Raw genomic sequence first — 20,513 nt, 5'->3', positions numbered from 1 at the left:
TTGATGGTGTTATTGAAAAATAGTATGAGAAGAATAAACACAAAAAAAATTTTCGGCTTTGTATTATTTGGGGCGATATTTTCATTCTTTGGTCAGGCGCATGCACTGTATTTGAGCTCAGATATTTCAGCACTTGAGCCGAATAAAAGTTTTTTTTCGAAGGCCTACATCAATGATACAAAAAAGGTGAATTTATATACATTTAGTGCCTATCAAATAGATAAACCAGATATTCAAGAGCAGGGAAAGCCAATAGAAGATGGCGAAATTATTTTTACGCCCTTAAAGAAAATCTTATTACCTGGCGAGCAAGAGTATTTTAAAATTTTTTATCGAGGTAAAGAAGATAATCAAGAACGGTATTATAAAATTGTAATTAGTGAAACATCACTTGATGTCGAAAACGATCTCGCACAAAAACAACAATCGTTATTTTATCCAACAGTGAGTTTAGAAACTTACTTTGTCGTTAGACCGAAAAATATTAATTTCCAATATGCTATGGATGCTAATGAGGGAGTGTTAAAAAATACAGGGAATACTTATTTCAGGGTATTGGTTCACGAAAGCTGTGAGGTAAAAGATGATGAGCAGCCATTGGTTCTCAATCTGTTACCACAACAAGAGTTTCGCCATAATATTCTAAAGAAAAAAAGCCGTAAGTATATTGTTATATTTGATAAATACCATTCTATAGGCAACTGCGATTAGCCTGTTTAAAGTTTCATATTATATGATTAGCCAGTAATGCTTATTGTTACTGGTTTTTTTTTAATTCAGGTTACACATTGTTTTTTGATAATAGCTAACATATTTCATTTTAATGCTCAGCATGAAAATTATGTGAGAATTAATTTTTATCTAATCATTAGGTTCTCATTTGAATTTAATATCGTGTGCTTTTCTTTATCTGATAATTCAGGAGGAAAATAATTATGGCATTAAATAGTGAATTAAAAAATTATTTAGAATCTACGATTAATACCGTAAATTTACCTGAAACCCCTTATTTTAAAGCATTATGTGCAGGTGAATTATCTCAAGAGCAATTTGTAGAAACGCAAAATGAGTTCGCGACAATGGTTTTTTTCTTTAGTCGCCCAATGGCACAAATTATCGCAAACGTTCCTGATGCAATACCGCGTATTGCCATTGTCGAAAATCTTTGGGAAGAACATGGGCAAGGAATTAAAGAAAATGTTCATGGTAATACGATCTTAACATTAATCTCTCGTCTTGGTGGTGATACTGCCAAAATCAATATTCACCAGCCGCCATTGAATGCGCGTATTTTTAACGAAACAATCCGTAGTGTTTCTTCGTTCTCAGATTACCGCTTTGCATCAGCGGTATATGCAGGTATTGAGCGTACATTTGTTGATGCATCAACTCTCATTTATGAAGCAATCAAGAACCATGGTTGGCTTGAGGAGAGCCAAATTACTCACTATGGATTACATAAAGAAATTGATATTGAACATGCTGAAGATTTTTTGAAAGTGGTCAATGAAAATTGGCTTGAACCAGAGGCTCAAGATTTAATTAAAGAGGGGATTAAATTTGGGAGTCATTTACTGACAAACGCTTATACAAGCTTCTATTACAGTTTATCGTAATCCGATAGCTATTTTCTGAAATTTTATTTTCAAATAAGGTGCGAATTATCGCACCTTATTTGCTATTTTTGTTATTGGAAGGCGTGTTTTTACGTAAACTCAAACAAAAATATTCGGGCATATTGAGGCACTTTTTTGCTTAAAACTTTGTCAATTATCACTAATGTGGCAGCTAAATGTGCTAGATGCATAAATCACCTTGATCCCAGACAGTGAACTCAGGTTTAATAAGGTTAGTCACTTGCGCAAAAATGTAAGCCTTAAGGGATATTTTGCGCAATGGAATGGATTCAGCTTTGCGGCAGTTCAATTTATTAGCGATCTGCTGCCATGAACATAGCAAATATTGCGGTATGGGTAGAATTGGGTTACTTTCAATCGCTCTATTCGTGAAATGCTCAATTTCTTGTTGATACGCTATGGCCCTTAGAAAAAGGAACATGGGGTGATGTATCGGTAAATTGGTGTTTTTCGTTATAGCGAAATCAAAGTAGCACTATCCGTATTGCGTTGTAAAAATTGGTTTAAGTACGTTTTTATCCTACCTGGAGTATACTGATGACGACTCGTAAAACCCTTGCTAATGCTATCCGCTTTCTAAGTATGGATGCGGTTCAAAAAGCAAAATCAGGGCATCCTGGCGCGCCAATGGGCATGGCTGATATTGCTGAAGTACTGTGGCGTGACCATATGAATCATAACCCAGCAAACCCACACTGGGCGGATCGTGACCGTTTTGTGCTGTCAAACGGCCATGGTTCAATGCTGATTTATAGCTTGCTGCACCTCACTGGTTATGACTTATCTATCGAAGAGTTAAAAAACTTCCGCCAATTACATTCTAAAACACCGGGCCACCCAGAATATGGCTATACTCCAGGTGTTGAAACAACAACGGGTCCTTTAGGTCAAGGTATCGCAAACGCAGTCGGCTTTGCGATTGCAGAGCGCACATTAGCGGCGCAATTCAACCGTCCTGGCCATGATGTTGTTGATCACCACACTTATGTCTTCATGGGTGATGGTTGTATGATGGAAGGTATCTCGCACGAAGCATGTTCTTTAGCGGGTACACTGAAATTAAATAAACTGATCGCATTCTATGATGACAACGGCATCTCTATTGATGGTGAAGTTGAAGGTTGGTTTACTGATGATACCGCTGCGCGCTTTGAATCTTATGGCTGGCATGTTATTCGTGACATCGATGGTCACGATGCATCGCAAATCAATGCTGCCGTCAATGAAGCGAAAAAAGCAGATAAACCAACGCTGATTATGTGCAAAACCATCATTGGTTTTGGCTCACCAAATAAAGCGGGTTCTGAATCTGTTCACGGTGCGCCATTAGGTGATGCTGAAATTGCAGCAACACGTGAAGCACTGGGCTGGAAATTCGGTCCTTTCGAAATTCCACAAGATATCTATGACGCTTGGGATGCGCGTAAAGCAGGCGAAGCGAAACAAAAAGCGTGGGATGAGAAATTTGCAGCTTATGCGGCGAACTTCCCTGAACTAGCGGCTGAATTTACCCGTCGTATGAACGGTGAATTACCTGCAAACTTTGATGCAGAAGCGAAAAAATTCGTTGAAACACTGCAACAAAACCCTGCTAATATTGCTAGCCGTAAAGCATCACAAAATGCATTGGAAGCTTTCGGTAAAGTATTACCTGAGTTTATGGGCGGTTCTGCTGACTTAGCACCAAGTAACTTAACCATGTGGTCAGGCTCTAAAGCACTGAACGTAGACCCTGCGGGTAACTACATCCATTACGGTGTACGTGAATTTGGTATGTCTGCTATCATGAATGGTATCGCATTACATGGCGGTTTCATTCCTTACGGTGCAACCTTCCTGATGTTCGTTGAATACGCGCGTAATGCTGTGCGTATGGCTGCGCTGATGAAAATTCGTAGCATTTTTGTTTACACTCACGACTCTATCGGTCTGGGTGAAGATGGCCCAACTCACCAACCTGTTGAGCAACTGGCAAGCCTGCGTGTGACGCCAAACGTCAGCACATGGCGTCCGTGCGACCAAGTTGAGTCTGCGGTTGCATGGAAATATGCAGTTGAGCGTAAAGATGGCCCAAGTGCACTGATTTTCTCTCGTCAGAACTTAGAGCAGCAACCTCGCACCGCTGAGCAATTAGCGAATATCGAGAAAGGGGCTTACATTCTGAAAGATAGCGCAGGCACCCCTGAGCTTATCTTTATCGCAACAGGTTCTGAAGTTGAGTTGGCAGTGAAAGCCGCAGACCAACTAACTGCCGAAGGCCGCAAAGTTCGCGTTGTTTCAATGCCATCTACGGATGCATTTGATAAACAAGATGCTGCGTACCGTGAAGCTGTTTTACCTGCAAATGTTAGCGCTCGTGTGGCTATCGAAGCGGGTATCGCGGACTACTGGTTCAAATACACTGGCTTAAACGGGGCTATCATCGGTATGCATACCTTCGGTGAATCCGCGCCAGCGGAAGAACTGTACAAAGAGTTCGGCATCACCGTAGAAAAAGCAGTTGAAGCAGCGAAATCTCTTCTGAAATAAGTAAGTTAATGATGGGGTATTCATGCGTTGAATGCCCTGTATGTGCTTATTTTGCTGAACAACGCCTAGCTAATCGTTAGGCGTTGTTTTTTTGTGCACTAATCAATGATTTTCTATTGCGTTCTGTTACTTTATCCCTTAATCTAACCTTAGATTAGCTGAACCGTTTCAGTGAAATGAAATTCAATGAAAAAATTTTTAAAAAGTGTAGGTTACAGCACACTTTTAACCTTTAACTGCTAAAATGAGCAGTAGAGTTGGTGTGAGTCAGTTATCCTTAGCAACCGTGTGATTTTGCTCATATACAAGGTGTGGAATGGCAATCAGGGTGGCAATAAATGGCTTTGGTCGAATAGGTCGAAGCGTTTTAAGAGCGTTATATGAATCGAGCCGTCGGGCAGAGATCGTCGTTGTTGCAATTAACGAACTTGCTGAACCAGAAGGTATCGCGCATTTGCTGAAGTATGATTCCAGCCATGGGCGTTTTGCGTGGGATGTGAGACTTAATGGCTCACTCTTGCAAGTCGGCGATGATAATATCCGCTTATTTCACCAAACCGATATCCGTGATTTGCCGTGGAAAGAACTCGGTATTGATATTGTCCTTGATTGCAGTGGGGCATATGGCTCCCGTGATGATGGCTTAATGCACATCGCGGCAGGCGCCAAAAAAGTGCTGTTCTCTCACCCAGGTACTGATGACCTTGATGCCACTGTTGTCTATGGCGTTAACCACGAAAGCTTAACGGCTTCAGACAATATCGTGTCAAACGCATCTTGCACCACTAACTGCATTATCCCGATTATTAAATTGCTTGATGAGGCATTTACGATTGAGTCAGGAACCGTTACGACGATCCACGCATCAATGAATGACCAACCCGTTATCGATGCCTATCATAAAGATTTACGAAGAACGCGCGCTGCCAGCCAATCTATTATTCCAGTTGATACGAAATTAGCGGCGGGAATTACGCGAATTTTTCCGAAGTTCAAAGATCATTTTGAAGCCATCTCTGTCCGTGTACCGACAACCAATGTGACAGCGATTGATTTGAGTGTTACCGTACATGACGATGTCTGTGTTGAAAAAGTGAACCAACTACTGCGAAGCGCCGCACAGGGGCATTTTCGTGGTATAGTGGACTACACAGAACTGCCGTTAGTCTCGATGGATTTTAATCATGATCCACACAGTGCTATTATTGATGGTACGCAAACGCGAGTTAGCGGAAAACATTTAATAAAAACCCTAGTTTGGTGTGATAACGAATGGGGGTTTGCTAACCGGATGCTAGATACAACGCTAGCGATGGCAGCAACAGGTTTAAACTAATTGGCTACTGACAGACAGCAGGGCATGATAACCTTTTCGCCTCTGCCCAGTAGTTGATGGAAACTTTATAGAGAATCAACAAGAGGATTCACCATGTCTGTAATTAAGATGACCGATTTAGACTTAGCGGGTAAACGCGTTTTTATTCGTTCTGACTTAAACGTTCCTGTCAAAGATGGCAAAGTTACTTCTGATGCACGTATCCGTGCTTCATTACCAACAATCGAAGCTGCTCTGAAGCAAGGCGCTAAAGTCATGGTCACTTCTCACCTCGGTCGCCCGACTGAAGGCGAGTACAACGAAGAGTTTTCACTGCAACCTGTTGTTGACTATCTGGCAGATAAAATCGATTACCCTGTTCGTTTAGTCAAAGACTATTTAAATGGCATTGATATTGCCGCTGGTGAGTTAGTCGTTCTGGAAAACGTTCGCTTTAATAAAGGCGAGAAAAAAGACGACGAAACACTGTCAAAACAATACGCTGCATTATGTGATGTGTATGTGATGGATGCATTTGGTACGGCTCACCGTGCTCAAGCGTCAACTCATGGCGTGGCAAAATTCTCACCCGTTGCATGTGCAGGTCCATTATTAAGCAATGAGTTAGAAGCATTAGGTAAAGCACTGGGTAACCCAGCGCGCCCAATGGTGGCGATTGTTGGAGGTTCTAAAGTCTCCACAAAACTGACCGTGTTAGATTCACTGTCTAAAATCGCTGACCAACTAATTGTGGGTGGGGGTATTGCAAATACCTTTATCGCAGCAGAAGGCAACAATGTTGGTCGTTCATTATATGAAGATGACTTAATTCCTGAAGCGAAAAAATTACTGGCTAACTGCCAAATTCCAGTACCGACAGATGTTCGCGTTGCTACTGAGTTCTCTGAAACCGCAGAAGCGACACTGAAATCAAGTACTGAAATCAAAGACGACGAGCAAATTCTGGACTTAGGCGATGAATCAGCGCAGCGTCTGGCTGAAATTCTAAAAAATGCCAAAACCATTCTGTGGAATGGCCCAGTTGGTGTATTTGAATTCCCTAACTTCCGTAAAGGAACTGAGATCGTTGCAAAAGCCATCGCAGACAGTGATGCATTCTCCATCGCGGGTGGTGGTGATACATTAGCGGCTATCGATTTATTCGGTATCGCAGACAAAATTTCATATATCTCTACGGGTGGCGGTGCTTTCCTTGAGTTCGTTGAAGGTAAAAAGCTCCCTGCCGTTGTGATGCTAGAAGAACGTGCTAAAGCGTAATTAATTGTTCATACACAACAGGCAGCGTAGGCTGCCTGTTTACCACAGGACCTTTTCACATGTCTAAAATTTTTGATTTTGTTAAACCGGGTGTTATCACGGGTGATGATGTACAGAAAGTTTTCGCAGTTGCCAAAGAAAATAACTTTGCATTGCCAGCGGTGAACTGTGTTGGTACGGATTCAATTAACGCCGTACTCGAAGCGGCCGCGAAGGTGCGTGCGCCTGTTATTGTTCAGTTTTCAAACGGCGGTGCAGCATTTATCGCAGGTAAAGGTTTGAAGGCAGAAGGTCAACAAGCAGCGGTTTTAGGCGCGATCTCTGGTGCTTATCATGTGCATCAAATGGCTGAGCACTATGGTGTGCCAGTTATTCTGCATACTGACCACTGTGCGAAAAAATTACTGCCATGGATCGACGGCTTGTTAGATGCAGGTGAAAAACACTATGCGAAAACAGGTAAACCACTGTTCTCTTCTCACATGATTGACCTGTCAGAAGAAACGCTGGAAGAAAATATCGAAATCTGTGCTAAATACTTAGCGCGTATGGCTAAAATCGATATGACGTTGGAAATCGAATTAGGCTGTACAGGTGGTGAAGAAGATGGTGTTGATAACACAGGTATGGACAGCTCTGAACTGTATACTCAACCAGAAGATGTTGCATACGCATACGAGAAACTCAATGCAGTAAGCCCACGTTTCACTATCGCAGCATCTTTCGGTAACGTTCACGGTGTTTATAAGCCAGGTAACGTTCAATTAACGCCAAAAATTCTGCGCAACTCACAAGACTACGTTTCAGAAAAATATAACCTGCCACACAACAGCTTAGACTTCGTATTCCACGGTGGTTCTGGCTCAAGTGCTGCTGAAATCAAAGAAGCAGTTAGCTACGGTGTTATCAAAATGAACATCGATACTGATACTCAGTGGGCAACTTGGGATGGTATTTTACAGTACTACAAAAAGAACGAAGGCTATCTGCAAGGTCAGTTAGGTAACCCAGAAGGTGCAGATAAACCTAACAAAAAATACTACGACCCGCGTGTATGGCTGCGTAAAGCACAAGATTCAATGGTTGTTCGTTTAGAACAAGCTTTCAAAGAACTGAACTGTGTTGATGTTCTGTAATTAATACAGACTCAGTTTTGAATTGAAAATCCCCCAGTAAGGTGACTTGCTGGGGGATTTTTTATGGTTTTTCACTGGCCTGTGAAAGTAATTTTAAAAATAATGCTTCACTTTGTGCCAGTGGTTTGCTTGATTCGGTTATCGCACAAATACGGTTTTGGAAAACAGGGGAATTAGCTACTTCAACGAGGGCATGACGTGCATTAATATGAGAGGCATAGTTTTCTGGCAAAATTCCAACATAGTGTCCAGAAGCGATAAATGCTGCAACAGCTTCTAAACCTGCTGCATCAGGGCCCTTATTAAACTCTCCAGAAGCTAGAACACTTTCAGTGAACGGATGTGGGCGATAAACCAATGCCAAATTATGCTTATTTTTAGCACTACTTTCTGAAGTATACAGTTTATGCTTTTCAATAAATAAAAATTGATAGTTGAAGCGGCTATTTTCATGAAATTGACCACGTATACCAATTTGAATTGTCCGATCACTCAAAGCTCGATTTAATTGATTATGATTGAGCACAATGAGTTCTAGCTTTACATGTGGTGCCGCTTCAGTGAATTTAGCAATAGCAGAAGAAAGGTGACATTGTGGGTTAGTCAGTATATGTTCAACAACACCAATAACCAGCACGCCTGATAAGATCCCTTGTAGTTCATCGACTTCTGTTTTTATATTATCGAGTGCCTTAAGTGCAGTGTTGGCTTTTTTAATCACTAATAGCCCTGATTCTGTCAGCTTAAAGCCGGATGGTCCTCGTTCACAAAGTTGAACACTTAGTTTTTCTTCGATTTCACGTATATGCCGACTGATAGATGCTTTGGACATGTTGAGTTTTTTTTCAGCAATCGAAAAACCGCCAGCTTCGGCAACAGAAATAAAAACACGTAATGATTTTAAATCTTTTTCTGTTAGTTTTTTATTATGCATATTTTTACCTATTGCGTGAATTCAATCACTTATTGCTAATCTATCTCAATTTTTAACTAGATACAAATAGCCTAAATTTACTGTTTTATTTTAATGATTAAAATTATTTTTATTAATTTTAAAAGGTTTCATTTTATGAAACCAAGGGGTCAAAAATATCACTTTTATTATTAAAAAACATGTATATCTTAAAGTTGTAGTTGTTAATAAATTATTACTAAGGTGGCGCCAAAATAATAATTAATCCAAATATATATAAATACAAAAGGATTCTAATTTATGGTCACAGATGAAATGTTAACAATAAAATTAGATATGATTACATTTACAGCATTAGGTGCTTTGTTGTTAATTGCTAGTAATATAATCATAAAGAAGTTTCCATTTTTTATGAAGTATTCAATACCTAGTCCTGTTATTGGTGGGTTTTTATTTTCTATCATGATGTGGTTAGCGTATCAATTTAATATTGTAGAATTAGGATTTGATAATACATTATATGATTTAGCTATGTATGTATTTTTTGTCACTATCGGACTCATGACAGGAGTCAAATTATTAATCAGTGGTGGGAAAATATTACTTATTTATATGGTTATTTGCTGGGGGCTAGCATTTGCCCAAAACGGTGTCAGCATTGGGTTATCCTACATATTAGATATAGAGCCTTTGGTTGCAATGATGGCAGGACAAGCCTCAATGCAGGGAGGGCACGGGATGGCGGCTTCATTAGCACCACTCGTTGAGTCATTTGGTTATGACCAAGCGCTTAATGTTGGGTTGGCTGCATCAACATTTGGCTTAATTGCAGGTTCGATATTAGGCGGGCCAGTCGGTAATTGGCTAATCCAAAGAAATAAATTGAAAATTGAAACAGACCATGTTGATTTAAATAATTTAGCTGCAGTTGATGCCCAGGAAGATAAAATTAGCGCACAGAAATGTATTGTCGCTGGTGCAGCCATTTTAACTATTCTTGCAATAGGAATGCCAACTGCTAAATGGATAAGTGAAATTACAGGGTTTACAATACCAGGGCATATTTTTAGTTTATTTGTAGGTGTTGTTTTTCATTCAATTAATGAAAGAAAACCGATTATAAAAATATCAAAAAATACGGTAGCTCTAACTTCAACTATTTCATTAGAAATGTTTTTAGTGATGGCAATGATGAAATTAAAATTATGGGAGCTTTATGAGCTAGCTCTGCCATTAACGATCATATTAATATCTCAGGTTATTGCTACCATTCTTGTTGCTGTATTTATCGTATATCGTGCATTGGGTAAAAATTATGATGCGGCAGTGATGTCTGCTGGTTTTATTGGTCATGGATTAGGTGCAACACCAAATGGCTTAGTTGTTATGGATGCTATCTGTAATAAATATGGCCTATTTTCAAGGAAAGCATTCATTATTATTCCTATTGCAGGAACAGTATTAACTGACATTGTCGGTGTCCCTCTATTTGTATTTTTAGCCAATACATTTGGCGGCTAATAAAAATAAAGAATAAATTTAAAGTTTAATAAGGAAAAAGTAGATGAAAAAATTAACGACAGCGCCACATGTTGGCCATAAAACATTTTTATATTCTGAACTTGCGACCGATTTAAATAATATCGAAGCCGATATTGCGATACTTGGAATGCCATTTAGCTCTGCCTATAGCGCTCATGCTTTTACAAATGATCAATCAAGAGCACCACAATATTTACGTGATATGAGTGACCGAATTGTTCGGCATCCAGATCATTATGACTTTGATATTGATGGCCCACTCTTGCAGGGACGTAAAGATATTAAATTCGTTGATTGCGGTGACGTTATCCCTGATTTATCTCAACCACTGGGTGAACATCATGAAAGAGCCGCAGAAGCAATCAGGCAATTATTAAGGGTGAATGCGTTGCCGATTATTTTAGGTGGTGACCACGGTATAACTACGCCGATTTTACAGGGATTTGATGAAGTTGGCCCAGTCACTTTAGTTCATATTGATGCTCATTTAGATTGGCGTGAAGAAGTTAATGGTGTGAATACAGGTTTGTCTAGTCCAATTCGTCGTGCATCGGAAATGAAACATATCGGTGAAATTTTTCAGATAGGTTTACGTGCTCAAGGGAGTGGACGTCCCGCAGATTATCAAGCAGCTAAAGATCATGGTGCTCATGTTATTCCTGCCTATGAACTGCATGAAGTAGGAATGCAGGCAATTTTAGACCGTATCCCAGATAACTCAAATTACTATATCAGTATTGATGCAGATGGTATCGACCCAAGCATTATGCCAGGTGTAGATGGCCCTGCACCAGGTGGAGTAACTTACTTACAAGCGCGTAGCTTAATTCACGGTTTAGTGAAAAAAGGTCGGGTTGTGGGTATGGATATCGTTGAAATCACGCCTGCAAAAGATATCCCCTCTAAACTAACAGGCGTTACTGCTGGGCGCTTTGTGGTGAATTTAATAGGGGCATCTATTCGAGCAGGGTATTTTGATAAAAAATAACGGAGTTAATTAATGCTGAACTAACAATAAAGTGGGAGATATTTCCCACTTTATTGATTATCTGTTGGCGTCCCCTGATGAAACCTCAGTTGCCATTTATTTGCTGAATTCTTTAACCATATCGATGAACGATTGGTTTGCCTTATTTTTTCCCCTTGTTGTAATTCATAACTCATATAAGCCATCAATACCGTGTGCTCACTCAATAATGTGCAGTGATAGCCTTCTGAATAAATCGTTTTTGGGGCCTCATCAATCAAAGAGGCTAAGGTATCGGGTTTATCTGTTGTGCCACCAGAACGGCCAAATTCAAAAAAATCAGGGTGTAGGATATCTTGAAGAAAATCGATATTTTGTCGATTAGCGGAAAAATGCAGTTTTTTTTCTAACTCAATCAGGATATTAAATAACGTTTCCACGATTAGCGTTGCTCCAGTTGTTGTGCTAATTTTTCAGCAAGTTCCGTGAGGGTATCTGAGGCATTGCGATGAAAGTGCATCGCAATTTCCATTTCTTGAGCAGCAGGGAAACCTTCCTCTTCCGTTAAAATGCGGTGCTGTGGCAACTTAGCACGCTGGGGCAGTAAACTGATCCCTAAGCCATCCGTAATGGCGCTTTGAATGCCTGCCAGGCTTGAACAAGTATAAGTGATGTGCCAAGGGCGTTGCTCGTTATCTAATAACTTAAACATATCATTGCGATACAAGCCATTTTCAGGGAAAACGATAAGCGGGACAGAATCACTATTGAGTGATTGACGTTGATTGCTTGTTAGCCAGCATAACGGTTCAGGCCAGCTGTAATCACTCTTAAATTCCCCTTTTTTCTGTTTAACGATGATTAAGTCTAATTCCCCATGTTGATAGCGCTGATGTAGCTGGCGGCTTAAACCGCTTGTGACTTCTAAGCGCACATTGGGGTTTGCTTGCATAAAGGCGGCAAGGGTAGGGGTAACTTGCCCTGATGCCAGATCTTCAGGAAAACCAAGACGAAGCGTGTGGATCACCGCACTGCCCGTGATCTTCATAAAAAATGTGTCGTTTAATGCTAAGATTTTTTTCGCATAGCTCAGTAGGATTTCACCTGTTTCGGTCAACGTTAAGATGCGGTGGCCTCGAACAAACAATGGCTGCCCCACTAGAGTTTCTAAGCGTTGAATTTGCTGACTCAATGTAGATTGCGTTGAATTTAAATGCTGTGAAGCCACAGTGAAATTCCCTGTTTCGGCAACGGCGACAAAGGTGTTCAATAGGACTAAATTGAGCAATGGATTCATTTATTTAATACCTATCATTTGGTTATTTAATTTCTAAATAGCATACTTTTTGAGTAGATTAAATAGATGAGAAGGAGATAAATCATGAAAACAACATTGTTACGTGTTAAGTGGTTGGTTTATTTACTGGGTATTCTTTCAATTTCATTGATCTTTATGGTGAAAGGAATGGCAACATCACAATCTAATATACTGGTTAGCGCGGCTGAGCAAGGCAATTTATACCAAGTTCAAACGCTAATTGAGCAAGGAGCTAACATCGAGCAACGGGATTTGCGCCAACGTACTCCATTAATGGCAGCTACTCATGAAAACCGTGTGGATGTGGCGCGCTACTTAATTGAGCATGGCGCAGATGTGAATGCGAAGGATAATATGCAAGATTCACCGTACCTTTATGCAGGAGCGCGTGGGCTGCAAGATATTTTATTATTAACCCTGAAAAATGGGGCTGATTTAAACAGTACCAACCGTTATGGCGGTACGGCGTTGATCCCTGCGTCAGAACGTGGCCATATCGACACGGTTAAAACCTTGATTGATGCGGGTGTGGACGTAAACCATATTAATCGCCTCGGGTGGACGGCATTGATTGAAGCGATTATTTTGGGGGATGGTAGCGATAAGTACGTGCAAATTGTCACGCTGTTGATTGAAGGCGGGGCGGATGTCAACTTAGCGGATGGCTCAGGGATATCGCCTTTAACGTTAGCAAAAAGTAAAGGCTACCGTAACTTGATTGAAATCCTTGAAAAAGCAGGAGCGAAATAATGTCGGATAGGCAATTTTTACAGCAGGCGGTTTCGCTTGCTGAAGAAAATGTGCAGGCGGGTGGTCGCCCATTTGGTGCTGTTGTTGTTAGAGAAGGTAAAGTAGTGGCAACAGGGGTAAATCAAATGCTTGAATTACACGACCCCACCGCGCACGCGGAATTAATGGCATTACGTCAAGCGGGGAAGGCATTGAACCGCGTTAAACTGGATGATTGTATTGTTTATGCCAGTGGGCAACCCTGCCCAATGTGCCTTGCTGCAATGCGCATGGCGGGGGTTTCTCGCGTGGTATATGGTTATTCAAACCAAGATGCAGAGCCCTTTGGCTTATCAACCGCGGAAATTGCCAAGGCGTTACGTGTGGCACCTGAGCAACAATTGGGTTTTAAATTTGAGCAATTGAGGCCAAATGATGCACCGCGCTCAGCGCTGTACCAAATGTGGTGGGAACAGCAAAAATAATGGGTAAAACAGCGTCGTACTCCCTCGCGTTAGTGGTCACTATTGTGTTAGTTGGGCTGAATTTACGGCCCTTTATGACAGGTCCTGGCCCTGTCATCGACAATATTATTCACACGACAGGAATGAGCTACCAAAGCATTTCGCTTCTGACGTTATTGCCCATGTTATTGATGGGGATTGGTGCATTGGTTGTCCCCGCATTAAACCAACGAATAGGCGAGCGAAGTGGAATTGCTTTGGCGATGTTATTGCTATTTTTCGGTTCTTTTTTCCGTTATTTTGCCGAAAATGGTCACATATTATTGTTTACAGCGTTTTTGTGTGGTGCCGGTGCCGCTTATATTCAAGCGGTTTTTCCTGGTTTTATTAAAGCGCATTTTCCACAAAAAATGGCCATGATGACGGGGCTCTATTCTGCAACGTTAATGGCGGGCGGTGCGATAGGCGCACAGTTAACCCCTATTTTAGAAAGTGTAACAGGCCATTGGCAAAGTGCGTTGGCATGGCTAGCACTCCCTGCGCTGATCGCGTTAATTGCTATCCTATTAAATATTCGCACGATGAATAAAACTAGCGTTGGTCACGTTTCCGTATTCGCTTTCTTTAAAAAGCCACGGGCCTGGTTATTAATGGCGGGGTTTGGGTTAATCAATGCGGGTTATGGAACAGTTGTCACGTGGTTAGCGCCTTTTTTCCAAGAACAGGGAATGAGTGCTGCACAAAGTGGCTCTTTTGTTGCCATGCTGACGGTGTTTCAGGCCTTATCAGCTCTGATGATCCCTGTACTCGCTTCTCACAATATCGATCGTCGTTTCTGGCTTATTGCGACGCTAAGTTGCCAAGCCATCGGGTTTATTGGGTTAATGTTGTTTGCCCGTGATGTGCCTTTCTTATGGATAGCACTATTAGGCGTTGGGTTAGGGGGCTGTTTTGCGCTTAGCATAATTACAGCACTGGATCATATTCCCCATCCAGTTAGCGCGGGGGCATTAACGGCATTAATGCAAGCGGGCGGGTTTATTATCGCTGCATTTGGCCCACTACTCGCGGCATGGTTACACCAGTTAAGCCAAAGTTTCACTTGGGTGTGGGGAATGCATGTTATTTTTGTGCTAGTGACATTGCTGCTTTATTTACGTTTAAACCCGAAAGGATATAGCCAACTATTTGCTTTAAAATAAAAAATTCCCGTTATTTTATTACGAACGATGGTTATCGTTGTTTTGGTGTTTTTTGCCCAGATAGCGACATAGTTGTTTATTCAATATGAACGACTATGCCGCAACGTATTGGAAAAACATTCACTCAAACCCACTCAACATAGGAAGAACACTGTGTTGGGGCGTTTCTTCGTGTTCGCCGAGGGGGTTCTGATTAACCGCGATTTTGGCATTTCATGGATGCTTCGTTATCTCACCAAATCAACTCAAAAAATAATAGCCTATGGATATAGTGAAATTAACCTAAAGTTATCTTACTCTATTTTTATATAATGAGTTAGCTATTGAAATAATAAAATTAATTTTAATTATTAATAATCATATTATTTTTAATTAACGTTATATTTTTTATATTATTTTTATTTTATTTTTTATTTTTTAATATGTATTCAAAAGGTATCTGGTTTTTCATGGCCTTATTTGTTTTTATTAGTTTTATCGAATCATGTTTATGGTAAGGTGATGAATTATGGAAAATTTTGATTCAATAGATATCTCTCATCAGGTTTTAAAAGAATTATTAAAATATCGCCGTTGCTTTTCTCAATCAAATGAGTGTGATGAATATGAGGAAAGAAAGGTATCTGAAATTCAAATTCCAAGGATCCGTGCATTTATTGAAAAAAGGCAGCCTATTGAATTTATTTTACCTGCTTTTCCGACTAAATCACCCAACCCTAAGAAGGTATTAGGAAAGATACCAGATATGGCAGAAAAGTTATCGCTTGTTTTTTTGAATTCGCTTTGCCAGAAAATAAAAGATATTTACTCATTAGGTGCTAAGATTATTATCTGTTCTGATGGGCATGTGTTTAGTGATCTTATTTGTGTTGATGATAATGACATTACGCTTTATCAAAAAGAACTTAATAAATTATTATCTAAACTAGATGGGGAGAGTCTATATTTATATTCCCTTAGTAGTGTTAAAGAATTAACTCAATATTCTCAAGATTATACCCAATTAAGGTCGTTATTAATTGAAAATTACGCAACCTCTATTGATGAGATAAAAGGAGAACTCAAGCAGACGAATTGTGGTATTCAATTATATCAAGCTATTACGCGTTTTTTATATGAAGATAGCTTTCTTCCCGATTACACGGGGTCGAAAGCAGCTCTGCAAAGGAATGCTAAACAGCGTGCTGTAGGCGTTATTCAACGTAGTCGAGCATGGGGGAATTTGTTATCAACAAAGTTCCCATCTGCGATCCGTCTTTCCATTCATCCGCAACCCGCGGATAGTATTAAAATGGGTATTCATTTAATGCCAACCAGAGATAATTGGTTAACACCATGGCACGGTGTTGCCGTTAATATAAATGGCCGATTTATATTAATGAAAAATGAAACAGCAAAGAAAATGAACGGAAAACTTGTTGAGGTTAACGGTTCACCCAGCCATTACGTAATTGAATCTATTTAATCGAATTTTATTTGTATTAATAAAAATAAATATATAGGTAAATAATAACGTGAGGTTTTATGAATATAAGCTCAATAAATTGTCATGTTAAATTAATTAATCCTTTTGGGGTGTTATTAACACCATGTTTTTTACATCAAAACATTACAGCATTGCCAATAAGCCTATTACGTCACTTAGCTCGTCAATATTCACTGGTTATACTGCGGGGGTTTCAGTCAGGTTTTACAGATGAAAATAAACTGATTGAATATTCAGAATGTTGGGGGGATATCATGAAATGGTCTTTTGGAAGTGTATTAGATATTCAGGAGCGCTCGAACCCTTCAGACCATGTTTTAGATAATGGCTACATACCGTTGCATTGGGATGGGATGTATCGAGAAACTATTCCAGAATTCCAAATTTTTCATTGCATACATGCCCCAGTGATATCTCAAGGGGGGCGAACAACATTTGTTAATACAGAAAAGCTCCTTAATGAATCCAGTTTTGAAGAGGTTCAATTATGGAAAGACACCATTATTAGCTATAAAACAAAACAGGTTACCCACTATGGGGGCGAGGTTGTGTCACCCCTTGTTTGCTTACACCCAAATAACAATAAGTGGGTGATGCGCTACAACGAACCTATGAAAATTGATGATGATAAATATGCAGATCATCACTCTTTAACAATTAAAGGAATGTCTAGAGAAAACCAAACCCTGTTTGAAAAAGAACTAAATAGCAGGTTATATGATCCCCGGTATTATTATGCGCATAGCTGGAAAGAAGGGGATGTGGCTATTTGTGATAACTTCACGTTATTACATGGTCGAGAGGCTTTTATTTCTAAAGCACCTCGCCAACTTCAGCGGGTTCATATTCATGGTGTACCTGTTTGTAAAAATGCTCATTTTTATTCTTTTACAGATTAAAAAATTATTCGGTAATCACTTATGCCACAGATAATATTAGCGGCGATTGCGACGCCAGGACACGTATACCCGCTTTTAACTTTAGCGAAAGGGCTTATTGGCCAAGGAAATGAAATTACTATTTTTACGGGGTCTTTTTTTCGGCAACAAGTGGAGGCGAGCGGGGCAAACTTTGTTTGTTTTGACAGTATGGTCGATATAGACCATCGTGATTTAGAACATCATTTTCCTGAACGGGGCTTATATCCCGCAGGTAATACCCAAATGGCACAAGGCTTAATACAATTTTTTGCACAACCTATTCCAGTCTTATCAAAGCAATTAATGCAATTAATTCAAGAAAAACAAGCTAACTTATTAGTTATCGATAATACCTTTTATGCTGCTTTACCATTGTTGCAACAAGCGCTTGTTAAGCGCATACCTGTTGTGGCTATTGGGGTAACGCCATTAGCTTGGCCCTCTGTCGATAGTGTGTTTTGGGGCGCTAGAATACCCCCTGAAATATTACCGGCAGAAATTACACGAGAGCAGCTAATTAATGAAGAAATACATTTATTAATTGAAAGTGTTAGAGAGAAATTTTCTCAGATGGTGACAGCAGCAGGCGGGTTACCATTGAAAACAGATCAAAATGAAGCATTGATATGCGGTGTAGATTGTTATTTGCAGCTTGCAACATCAGTATTTGAATTTTTTGATACAAGTTTACCGAGTCACGTTAAATTTATTGGGTCATTAGCGATAAAAGCGAGAGAAGATCATATACAAATTAATTGGAAAAACGAAAACCAGCCTTTAATTATCGTGACACAAGGCACATTAGCGAATGTTGATTTTAACCAATTACTCAGGCCAACGCTGAGGGCATTAGCAAACTTACCTGTACGTGTATTAGCTATTACAGGGGGGCGTAAGGTTGATTTGTCAGAGGTTCCACTTCCCGATAACGCTTATCTTGTTGATTGTATTAATTTTGAAGACTGGCTACCCAAAGCATCAATCTTAATTACTAATGGAGGGTATGGTTCTGTGACATCTGCCATACGCCATGGTGTTCCAATGATAATGGCTGGGATAGGCGATGGTAAATTAGAAGCGATAGCCCGAGTCCTTAGGTCTCGTTGTGGAATTAGTTTGCAAACAGATATGCCGAGTGATGAACAAATATTAAATGTGGTCACTGAGATGTTATCAACGCCATTATGGCATCAACAAGCAAAAATTATGCAAGAGGCGAATCAGCAGTATAATACTTTAGAATTAGCACTACATTATATCAATAAGCTTTTATATTAATAATTAAGTGACTATAAAAACTCATTCATAATGTTAGAGAGATAACTTAATTTTATAAAACGACAAACTAAGTTATCTCTATTAGTTATTAGCTAATAAAATTTATCTATATTTGCTATAGTTTCATTATTCTCTTGTTCAAGAAAATAGTTTAAATCACATTGCAGGATATTGGCGAATATACAAAGTCGACGAATGGTAAAATTTTGTACGCCGCGCTCGTAACGGGATATTTGCTGTTGACTTAAACCCGATTTTTGACCTAAATTGTCGCCGGTTAAACCCATTTGTAAACGACGTCTGCGCATTTTTTGCCCAATATAAGAATTTGAAATATCTGTATGGTATTTTGTCATAATGTAGCTCTAATCAAATAATAATGAATCAAATTAGTGTGAAACTATTGGTGTAAACTAAATAATTATTTAAGGTTTGTTAATTCGATATTGTTATTGGAGTGAATGTAATCATCGCCATTAAATAAAACCATTCCCGCAATAAAAACACTAAGCCCAATAATTGATATCATAATACTGAATAAGGCGGATAAATTTTTGTTAATATAAAAAAGTGATTGTTCTTTTAGTGAAAATGCTGAGTCAGAAAAAGATAAAAATAATATTATAATACCCCAATGTAATACCGATAAAAGAAAAGGGTATTCAACATTGTTGTGGATCACAATAGGGAATATAGCAATGATCATCGCTAATGAATAACCATTGCCATTTTTTTTGTATTTAATAAAAGATTGGAAAATAACGTAAATACTCCCTGTTATCAGTAGAGACATAAAAACCAAGTTAATATGGCTACCTTTCATAATCCAAAGAAAAATTTCATTATGTGAATGTGGAACGATGTATTGTTCTGGACTTAAAAAGGGTAATGGTGTTCTGCCATAACTATCCTTAGGGATTAACGAAGGATCCCATATATCATCGGGTTGCTCCAAAAAGAGAGTAATCGAAAATCGTAGCATTTGTTTTAAATGAAACTGATTAATCACCTCAGTATTGATAAACTGAGGGCATAATTTAATGAGGTAAATACCAATAAACATAGCTACAGCCATGATAAAGTAGCTAGCAATCACTCTAAGCTGATTTTTTTTATAGAAAAAACAAATGAATATGAAAATTGCCACAATAAAACTTAACCATGTCGTGACGGACTGAAGTGTTACGAGAGTTAAAGTAAATAAAAAAATTGAGCAGCCTAAGGCAATCGCCCTCATTTTCTCATATTTAGGATTTGCTAAGGCAAATTGCGGCAAGATAAGTGTCATCATCGCGAGTAAGCATGATGCAGTTACACTCACTGACAATATATTAATTTGTTGCGATAAGCCATTTGACCGCATATCGCTTGCAAAATAGAAAATATCCGGTTGAGTAAAAAATTGGTAGCCCGTCAAAAATGCTTGAATGGCTGAAAATACAATATTGCAATAAATACAAAATGATTGTACCCGCCACCTATCTTTTATTTGTAGCCCAGTGATATAAAATAATACACCAATGGTAATACCGGACCAGTACCAAAAAATTAAATCACTATCTATTTCTGTTGAATAAGCTAAACCCAGTGCTAAAAAAATTAATGCAATAAAAAAACAAATCGCAGGTACGGTAATAACAATTCTATTTTTGCGATAAAAAACAGTAAATGAAACAGTTGAAATCAACATGGCAATAGCAAGCCAACTAATGATGTTTTGCGGGAGTGATTGGCGTAAACTCCCTAAACTATCAATATAAATTAGGCTGGCTAAATGCCAAATAATAAATATACCAATA

General features: G+C 39.2%; 19 protein-coding genes. 14 read left to right on the top strand and 5 right to left on the bottom strand.

Features of this window, described 5'->3' with window-relative positions:
- Positions 1 to 24 precede the first annotated feature (24 nt).
- The 6 genes from AABS66_RS10575 (at position 25) to fbaA (ending at position 7,895) form a co-directional block, all read left to right on the top strand.
- Positions 25 to 711 carry a fimbrial protein gene (locus AABS66_RS10575; protein ID WP_206084646.1) on the top strand — a complete coding sequence of 229 codons (687 nt, stop codon included), beginning with the start codon at positions 25 to 27 and terminating at the stop codon, positions 709 to 711.
- A gap of 224 nt (positions 712 to 935) precedes the next feature.
- Positions 936 to 1,616 (top strand): TenA family transcriptional regulator, encoded by a 681-nt coding sequence (locus AABS66_RS10570; RefSeq protein WP_206084647.1) that lies wholly within the window; start codon positions 936 to 938, stop codon positions 1,614 to 1,616.
- A 558-nt stretch (positions 1,617 to 2,174) separates the two neighbouring features.
- Entirely contained in the window at positions 2,175 to 4,166 is a 1,992-nt protein-coding gene (tkt, locus tag AABS66_RS10565) for a transketolase (protein WP_206084648.1), read from the top strand.
- Between the two features lie 316 nt (positions 4,167 to 4,482).
- Positions 4,483 to 5,502: an erythrose-4-phosphate dehydrogenase gene (gene epd / locus AABS66_RS10560; protein ID WP_206084649.1), complete on the top strand. Its 1,020-nt coding sequence runs from the start codon at positions 4,483 to 4,485 to the stop codon at positions 5,500 to 5,502.
- Positions 5,503 to 5,595: 93 nt separating this feature from the next.
- A complete protein-coding gene (pgk, locus tag AABS66_RS10555; RefSeq protein ID WP_206084650.1) occupies positions 5,596 to 6,759 on the top strand; it encodes a phosphoglycerate kinase in 1,164 nt (387 codons plus the stop codon).
- Positions 6,760 to 6,818: 59 nt separating this feature from the next.
- A complete protein-coding gene (gene fbaA, locus AABS66_RS10550) occupies positions 6,819 to 7,895 on the top strand; it encodes a class II fructose-bisphosphate aldolase (protein ID WP_206084651.1) in 1,077 nt (358 codons plus the stop codon).
- A 61-nt stretch (positions 7,896 to 7,956) separates the two neighbouring features.
- Here the strand turns inward: fbaA and AABS66_RS10545 are convergent, their stop codons facing one another.
- Positions 7,957 to 8,829, bottom strand: a complete 873-nt coding sequence (locus AABS66_RS10545) for a LysR family transcriptional regulator (protein ID WP_206084652.1) — start codon at positions 8,827 to 8,829, stop codon at positions 7,957 to 7,959.
- Between the two features lie 279 nt (positions 8,830 to 9,108).
- On the opposite strand from AABS66_RS10545, the gene AABS66_RS10540 reads away from it, so the two are divergent.
- Both AABS66_RS10540 and AABS66_RS10535 read left to right on the top strand, forming a co-directional pair.
- Positions 9,109 to 10,329, top strand: a complete 1,221-nt coding sequence (locus tag AABS66_RS10540) for a sodium/glutamate symporter (protein WP_430224907.1) — start codon at positions 9,109 to 9,111, stop codon at positions 10,327 to 10,329.
- A gap of 43 nt (positions 10,330 to 10,372) precedes the next feature.
- Positions 10,373 to 11,338 (top strand): agmatinase, encoded by a 966-nt coding sequence (locus AABS66_RS10535; RefSeq protein ID WP_206084654.1) that lies wholly within the window; start codon positions 10,373 to 10,375, stop codon positions 11,336 to 11,338.
- 50 nt (positions 11,339 to 11,388) lie between these two features.
- Here AABS66_RS10535 and AABS66_RS10530 read toward each other — a convergent pair whose 3' ends face one another.
- The gene (locus AABS66_RS10530) at positions 11,389 to 11,757 is read right to left on the bottom strand and encodes a DUF4440 domain-containing protein (protein ID WP_206084655.1); all 369 of its coding nucleotides are present in this window, start codon (positions 11,755 to 11,757) and stop codon (positions 11,389 to 11,391) included.
- A gap of 2 nt (positions 11,758 to 11,759) precedes the next feature.
- Entirely contained in the window at positions 11,760 to 12,614 is an 855-nt protein-coding gene (locus tag AABS66_RS10525; protein ID WP_206084656.1) for a LysR substrate-binding domain-containing protein, read from the bottom strand.
- 84 nt (positions 12,615 to 12,698) lie between these two features.
- Here AABS66_RS10525 and AABS66_RS10520 point away from each other — a divergent pair, with 84 nt between their 5' ends.
- The 6 genes from AABS66_RS10520 to AABS66_RS10495 all read left to right on the top strand — a co-directional run bounded on the left by AABS66_RS10520 (position 12,699) and on the right by AABS66_RS10495 (position 18,714).
- The gene (locus tag AABS66_RS10520; protein ID WP_206084657.1) at positions 12,699 to 13,385 is read left to right on the top strand and encodes an ankyrin repeat domain-containing protein; all 687 of its coding nucleotides are present in this window, start codon (positions 12,699 to 12,701) and stop codon (positions 13,383 to 13,385) included.
- Entirely contained in the window at positions 13,385 to 13,849 is a 465-nt protein-coding gene (locus AABS66_RS10515; RefSeq protein WP_206084658.1) for a nucleoside deaminase, read from the top strand. The genes AABS66_RS10520 and AABS66_RS10515 overlap by 1 nt, the downstream gene beginning before the upstream one ends.
- Complete coding sequence (locus AABS66_RS10510; protein WP_375083993.1) at positions 13,849 to 15,030, top strand: cyanate transporter; 1,182 nt, start codon at positions 13,849 to 13,851, stop codon at positions 15,028 to 15,030. Before AABS66_RS10515 ends, AABS66_RS10510 begins: the two co-directional genes overlap by 1 nt.
- A 508-nt stretch (positions 15,031 to 15,538) precedes the next feature.
- Positions 15,539 to 16,495 carry an L-tyrosine/L-tryptophan isonitrile synthase family protein gene (locus tag AABS66_RS10505; RefSeq protein ID WP_430224906.1) on the top strand — a complete coding sequence of 319 codons (957 nt, stop codon included), beginning with the start codon at positions 15,539 to 15,541 and terminating at the stop codon, positions 16,493 to 16,495.
- Positions 16,496 to 16,554: 59 nt separating this feature from the next.
- Positions 16,555 to 17,415, top strand: a complete 861-nt coding sequence (locus tag AABS66_RS10500) for a TauD/TfdA dioxygenase family protein (protein ID WP_430224905.1) — start codon at positions 16,555 to 16,557, stop codon at positions 17,413 to 17,415.
- Positions 17,416 to 17,436: 21 nt separating this feature from the next.
- On the top strand, positions 17,437 to 18,714 hold the full coding sequence (locus AABS66_RS10495) for a glycosyltransferase (protein WP_430224904.1): 1,278 nt from the start codon (positions 17,437 to 17,439) through the stop codon (positions 18,712 to 18,714).
- A 92-nt stretch (positions 18,715 to 18,806) separates the two neighbouring features.
- Here the strand turns inward: AABS66_RS10495 and AABS66_RS10490 are convergent, their stop codons facing one another.
- Positions 18,807 to 19,070, bottom strand: coding sequence for a helix-turn-helix domain-containing protein (locus AABS66_RS10490; protein WP_272539016.1), 264 nt, complete (start codon positions 19,068 to 19,070; stop codon positions 18,807 to 18,809).
- Between the two features lie 65 nt (positions 19,071 to 19,135).
- Positions 19,136 to 20,404: an O-antigen ligase domain-containing protein gene (locus AABS66_RS10485; protein WP_430224903.1), complete on the bottom strand. Its 1,269-nt coding sequence runs from the start codon at positions 20,402 to 20,404 to the stop codon at positions 19,136 to 19,138.
- Positions 20,405 to 20,513 lie beyond the last annotated feature (109 nt).

This window comes from Providencia sp. SP181 (assembly GCF_050446505.1).
GTDB classification, from domain to species: domain Bacteria; phylum Pseudomonadota; class Gammaproteobacteria; order Enterobacterales; family Enterobacteriaceae; genus Providencia; species Providencia vermicola.
Note: the sequence above shows the minus strand (reverse complement) of the source record. Positions and strands in the feature narration are given on the sequence as shown.

Excerpts from the sequence above, each read along its gene's own strand:
- AABS66_RS10540 (WP_430224907.1), top strand. The coding sequence starts at position 9,109 with ATGGTCACAGATGAAATGTTAACAATAAAATTAGATATGATTACATTT.
- AABS66_RS10545 (WP_206084652.1), bottom strand. The coding sequence starts at position 8,829 with ATGCATAATAAAAAACTAACAGAAAAAGATTTAAAATCATTACGTGTT.
- AABS66_RS10510 (WP_375083993.1), top strand. The coding sequence starts at position 13,849 with ATGGGTAAAACAGCGTCGTACTCCCTCGCGTTAGTGGTCACTATTGTG.
- tkt (WP_206084648.1), top strand. The coding sequence starts at position 2,175 with ATGACGACTCGTAAAACCCTTGCTAATGCTATCCGCTTTCTAAGTATG.
- AABS66_RS10575 (WP_206084646.1), top strand. The coding sequence starts at position 25 with ATGAGAAGAATAAACACAAAAAAAATTTTCGGCTTTGTATTATTTGGG.
- AABS66_RS10535 (WP_206084654.1), top strand. The coding sequence starts at position 10,373 with ATGAAAAAATTAACGACAGCGCCACATGTTGGCCATAAAACATTTTTA.
- AABS66_RS10525 (WP_206084656.1), bottom strand. The coding sequence starts at position 12,614 with ATGAATCCATTGCTCAATTTAGTCCTATTGAACACCTTTGTCGCCGTT.
- AABS66_RS10500 (WP_430224905.1), top strand. The coding sequence starts at position 16,555 with ATGAATATAAGCTCAATAAATTGTCATGTTAAATTAATTAATCCTTTT.
- AABS66_RS10570 (WP_206084647.1), top strand. The coding sequence starts at position 936 with ATGGCATTAAATAGTGAATTAAAAAATTATTTAGAATCTACGATTAAT.
- AABS66_RS10485 (WP_430224903.1), bottom strand. The coding sequence starts at position 20,404 with ATGTTGATTTCAACTGTTTCATTTACTGTTTTTTATCGCAAAAATAGA.
- AABS66_RS10495 (WP_430224904.1), top strand. The coding sequence starts at position 17,437 with ATGCCACAGATAATATTAGCGGCGATTGCGACGCCAGGACACGTATAC.
- pgk (WP_206084650.1), top strand. The coding sequence starts at position 5,596 with ATGTCTGTAATTAAGATGACCGATTTAGACTTAGCGGGTAAACGCGTT.
- epd (WP_206084649.1), top strand. The coding sequence starts at position 4,483 with ATGGCAATCAGGGTGGCAATAAATGGCTTTGGTCGAATAGGTCGAAGC.
- AABS66_RS10515 (WP_206084658.1), top strand. The coding sequence starts at position 13,385 with ATGTCGGATAGGCAATTTTTACAGCAGGCGGTTTCGCTTGCTGAAGAA.
- fbaA (WP_206084651.1), top strand. The coding sequence starts at position 6,819 with ATGTCTAAAATTTTTGATTTTGTTAAACCGGGTGTTATCACGGGTGAT.
- AABS66_RS10490 (WP_272539016.1), bottom strand. The coding sequence starts at position 19,070 with ATGACAAAATACCATACAGATATTTCAAATTCTTATATTGGGCAAAAA.
- AABS66_RS10520 (WP_206084657.1), top strand. The coding sequence starts at position 12,699 with ATGAAAACAACATTGTTACGTGTTAAGTGGTTGGTTTATTTACTGGGT.
- AABS66_RS10505 (WP_430224906.1), top strand. The coding sequence starts at position 15,539 with ATGGAAAATTTTGATTCAATAGATATCTCTCATCAGGTTTTAAAAGAA.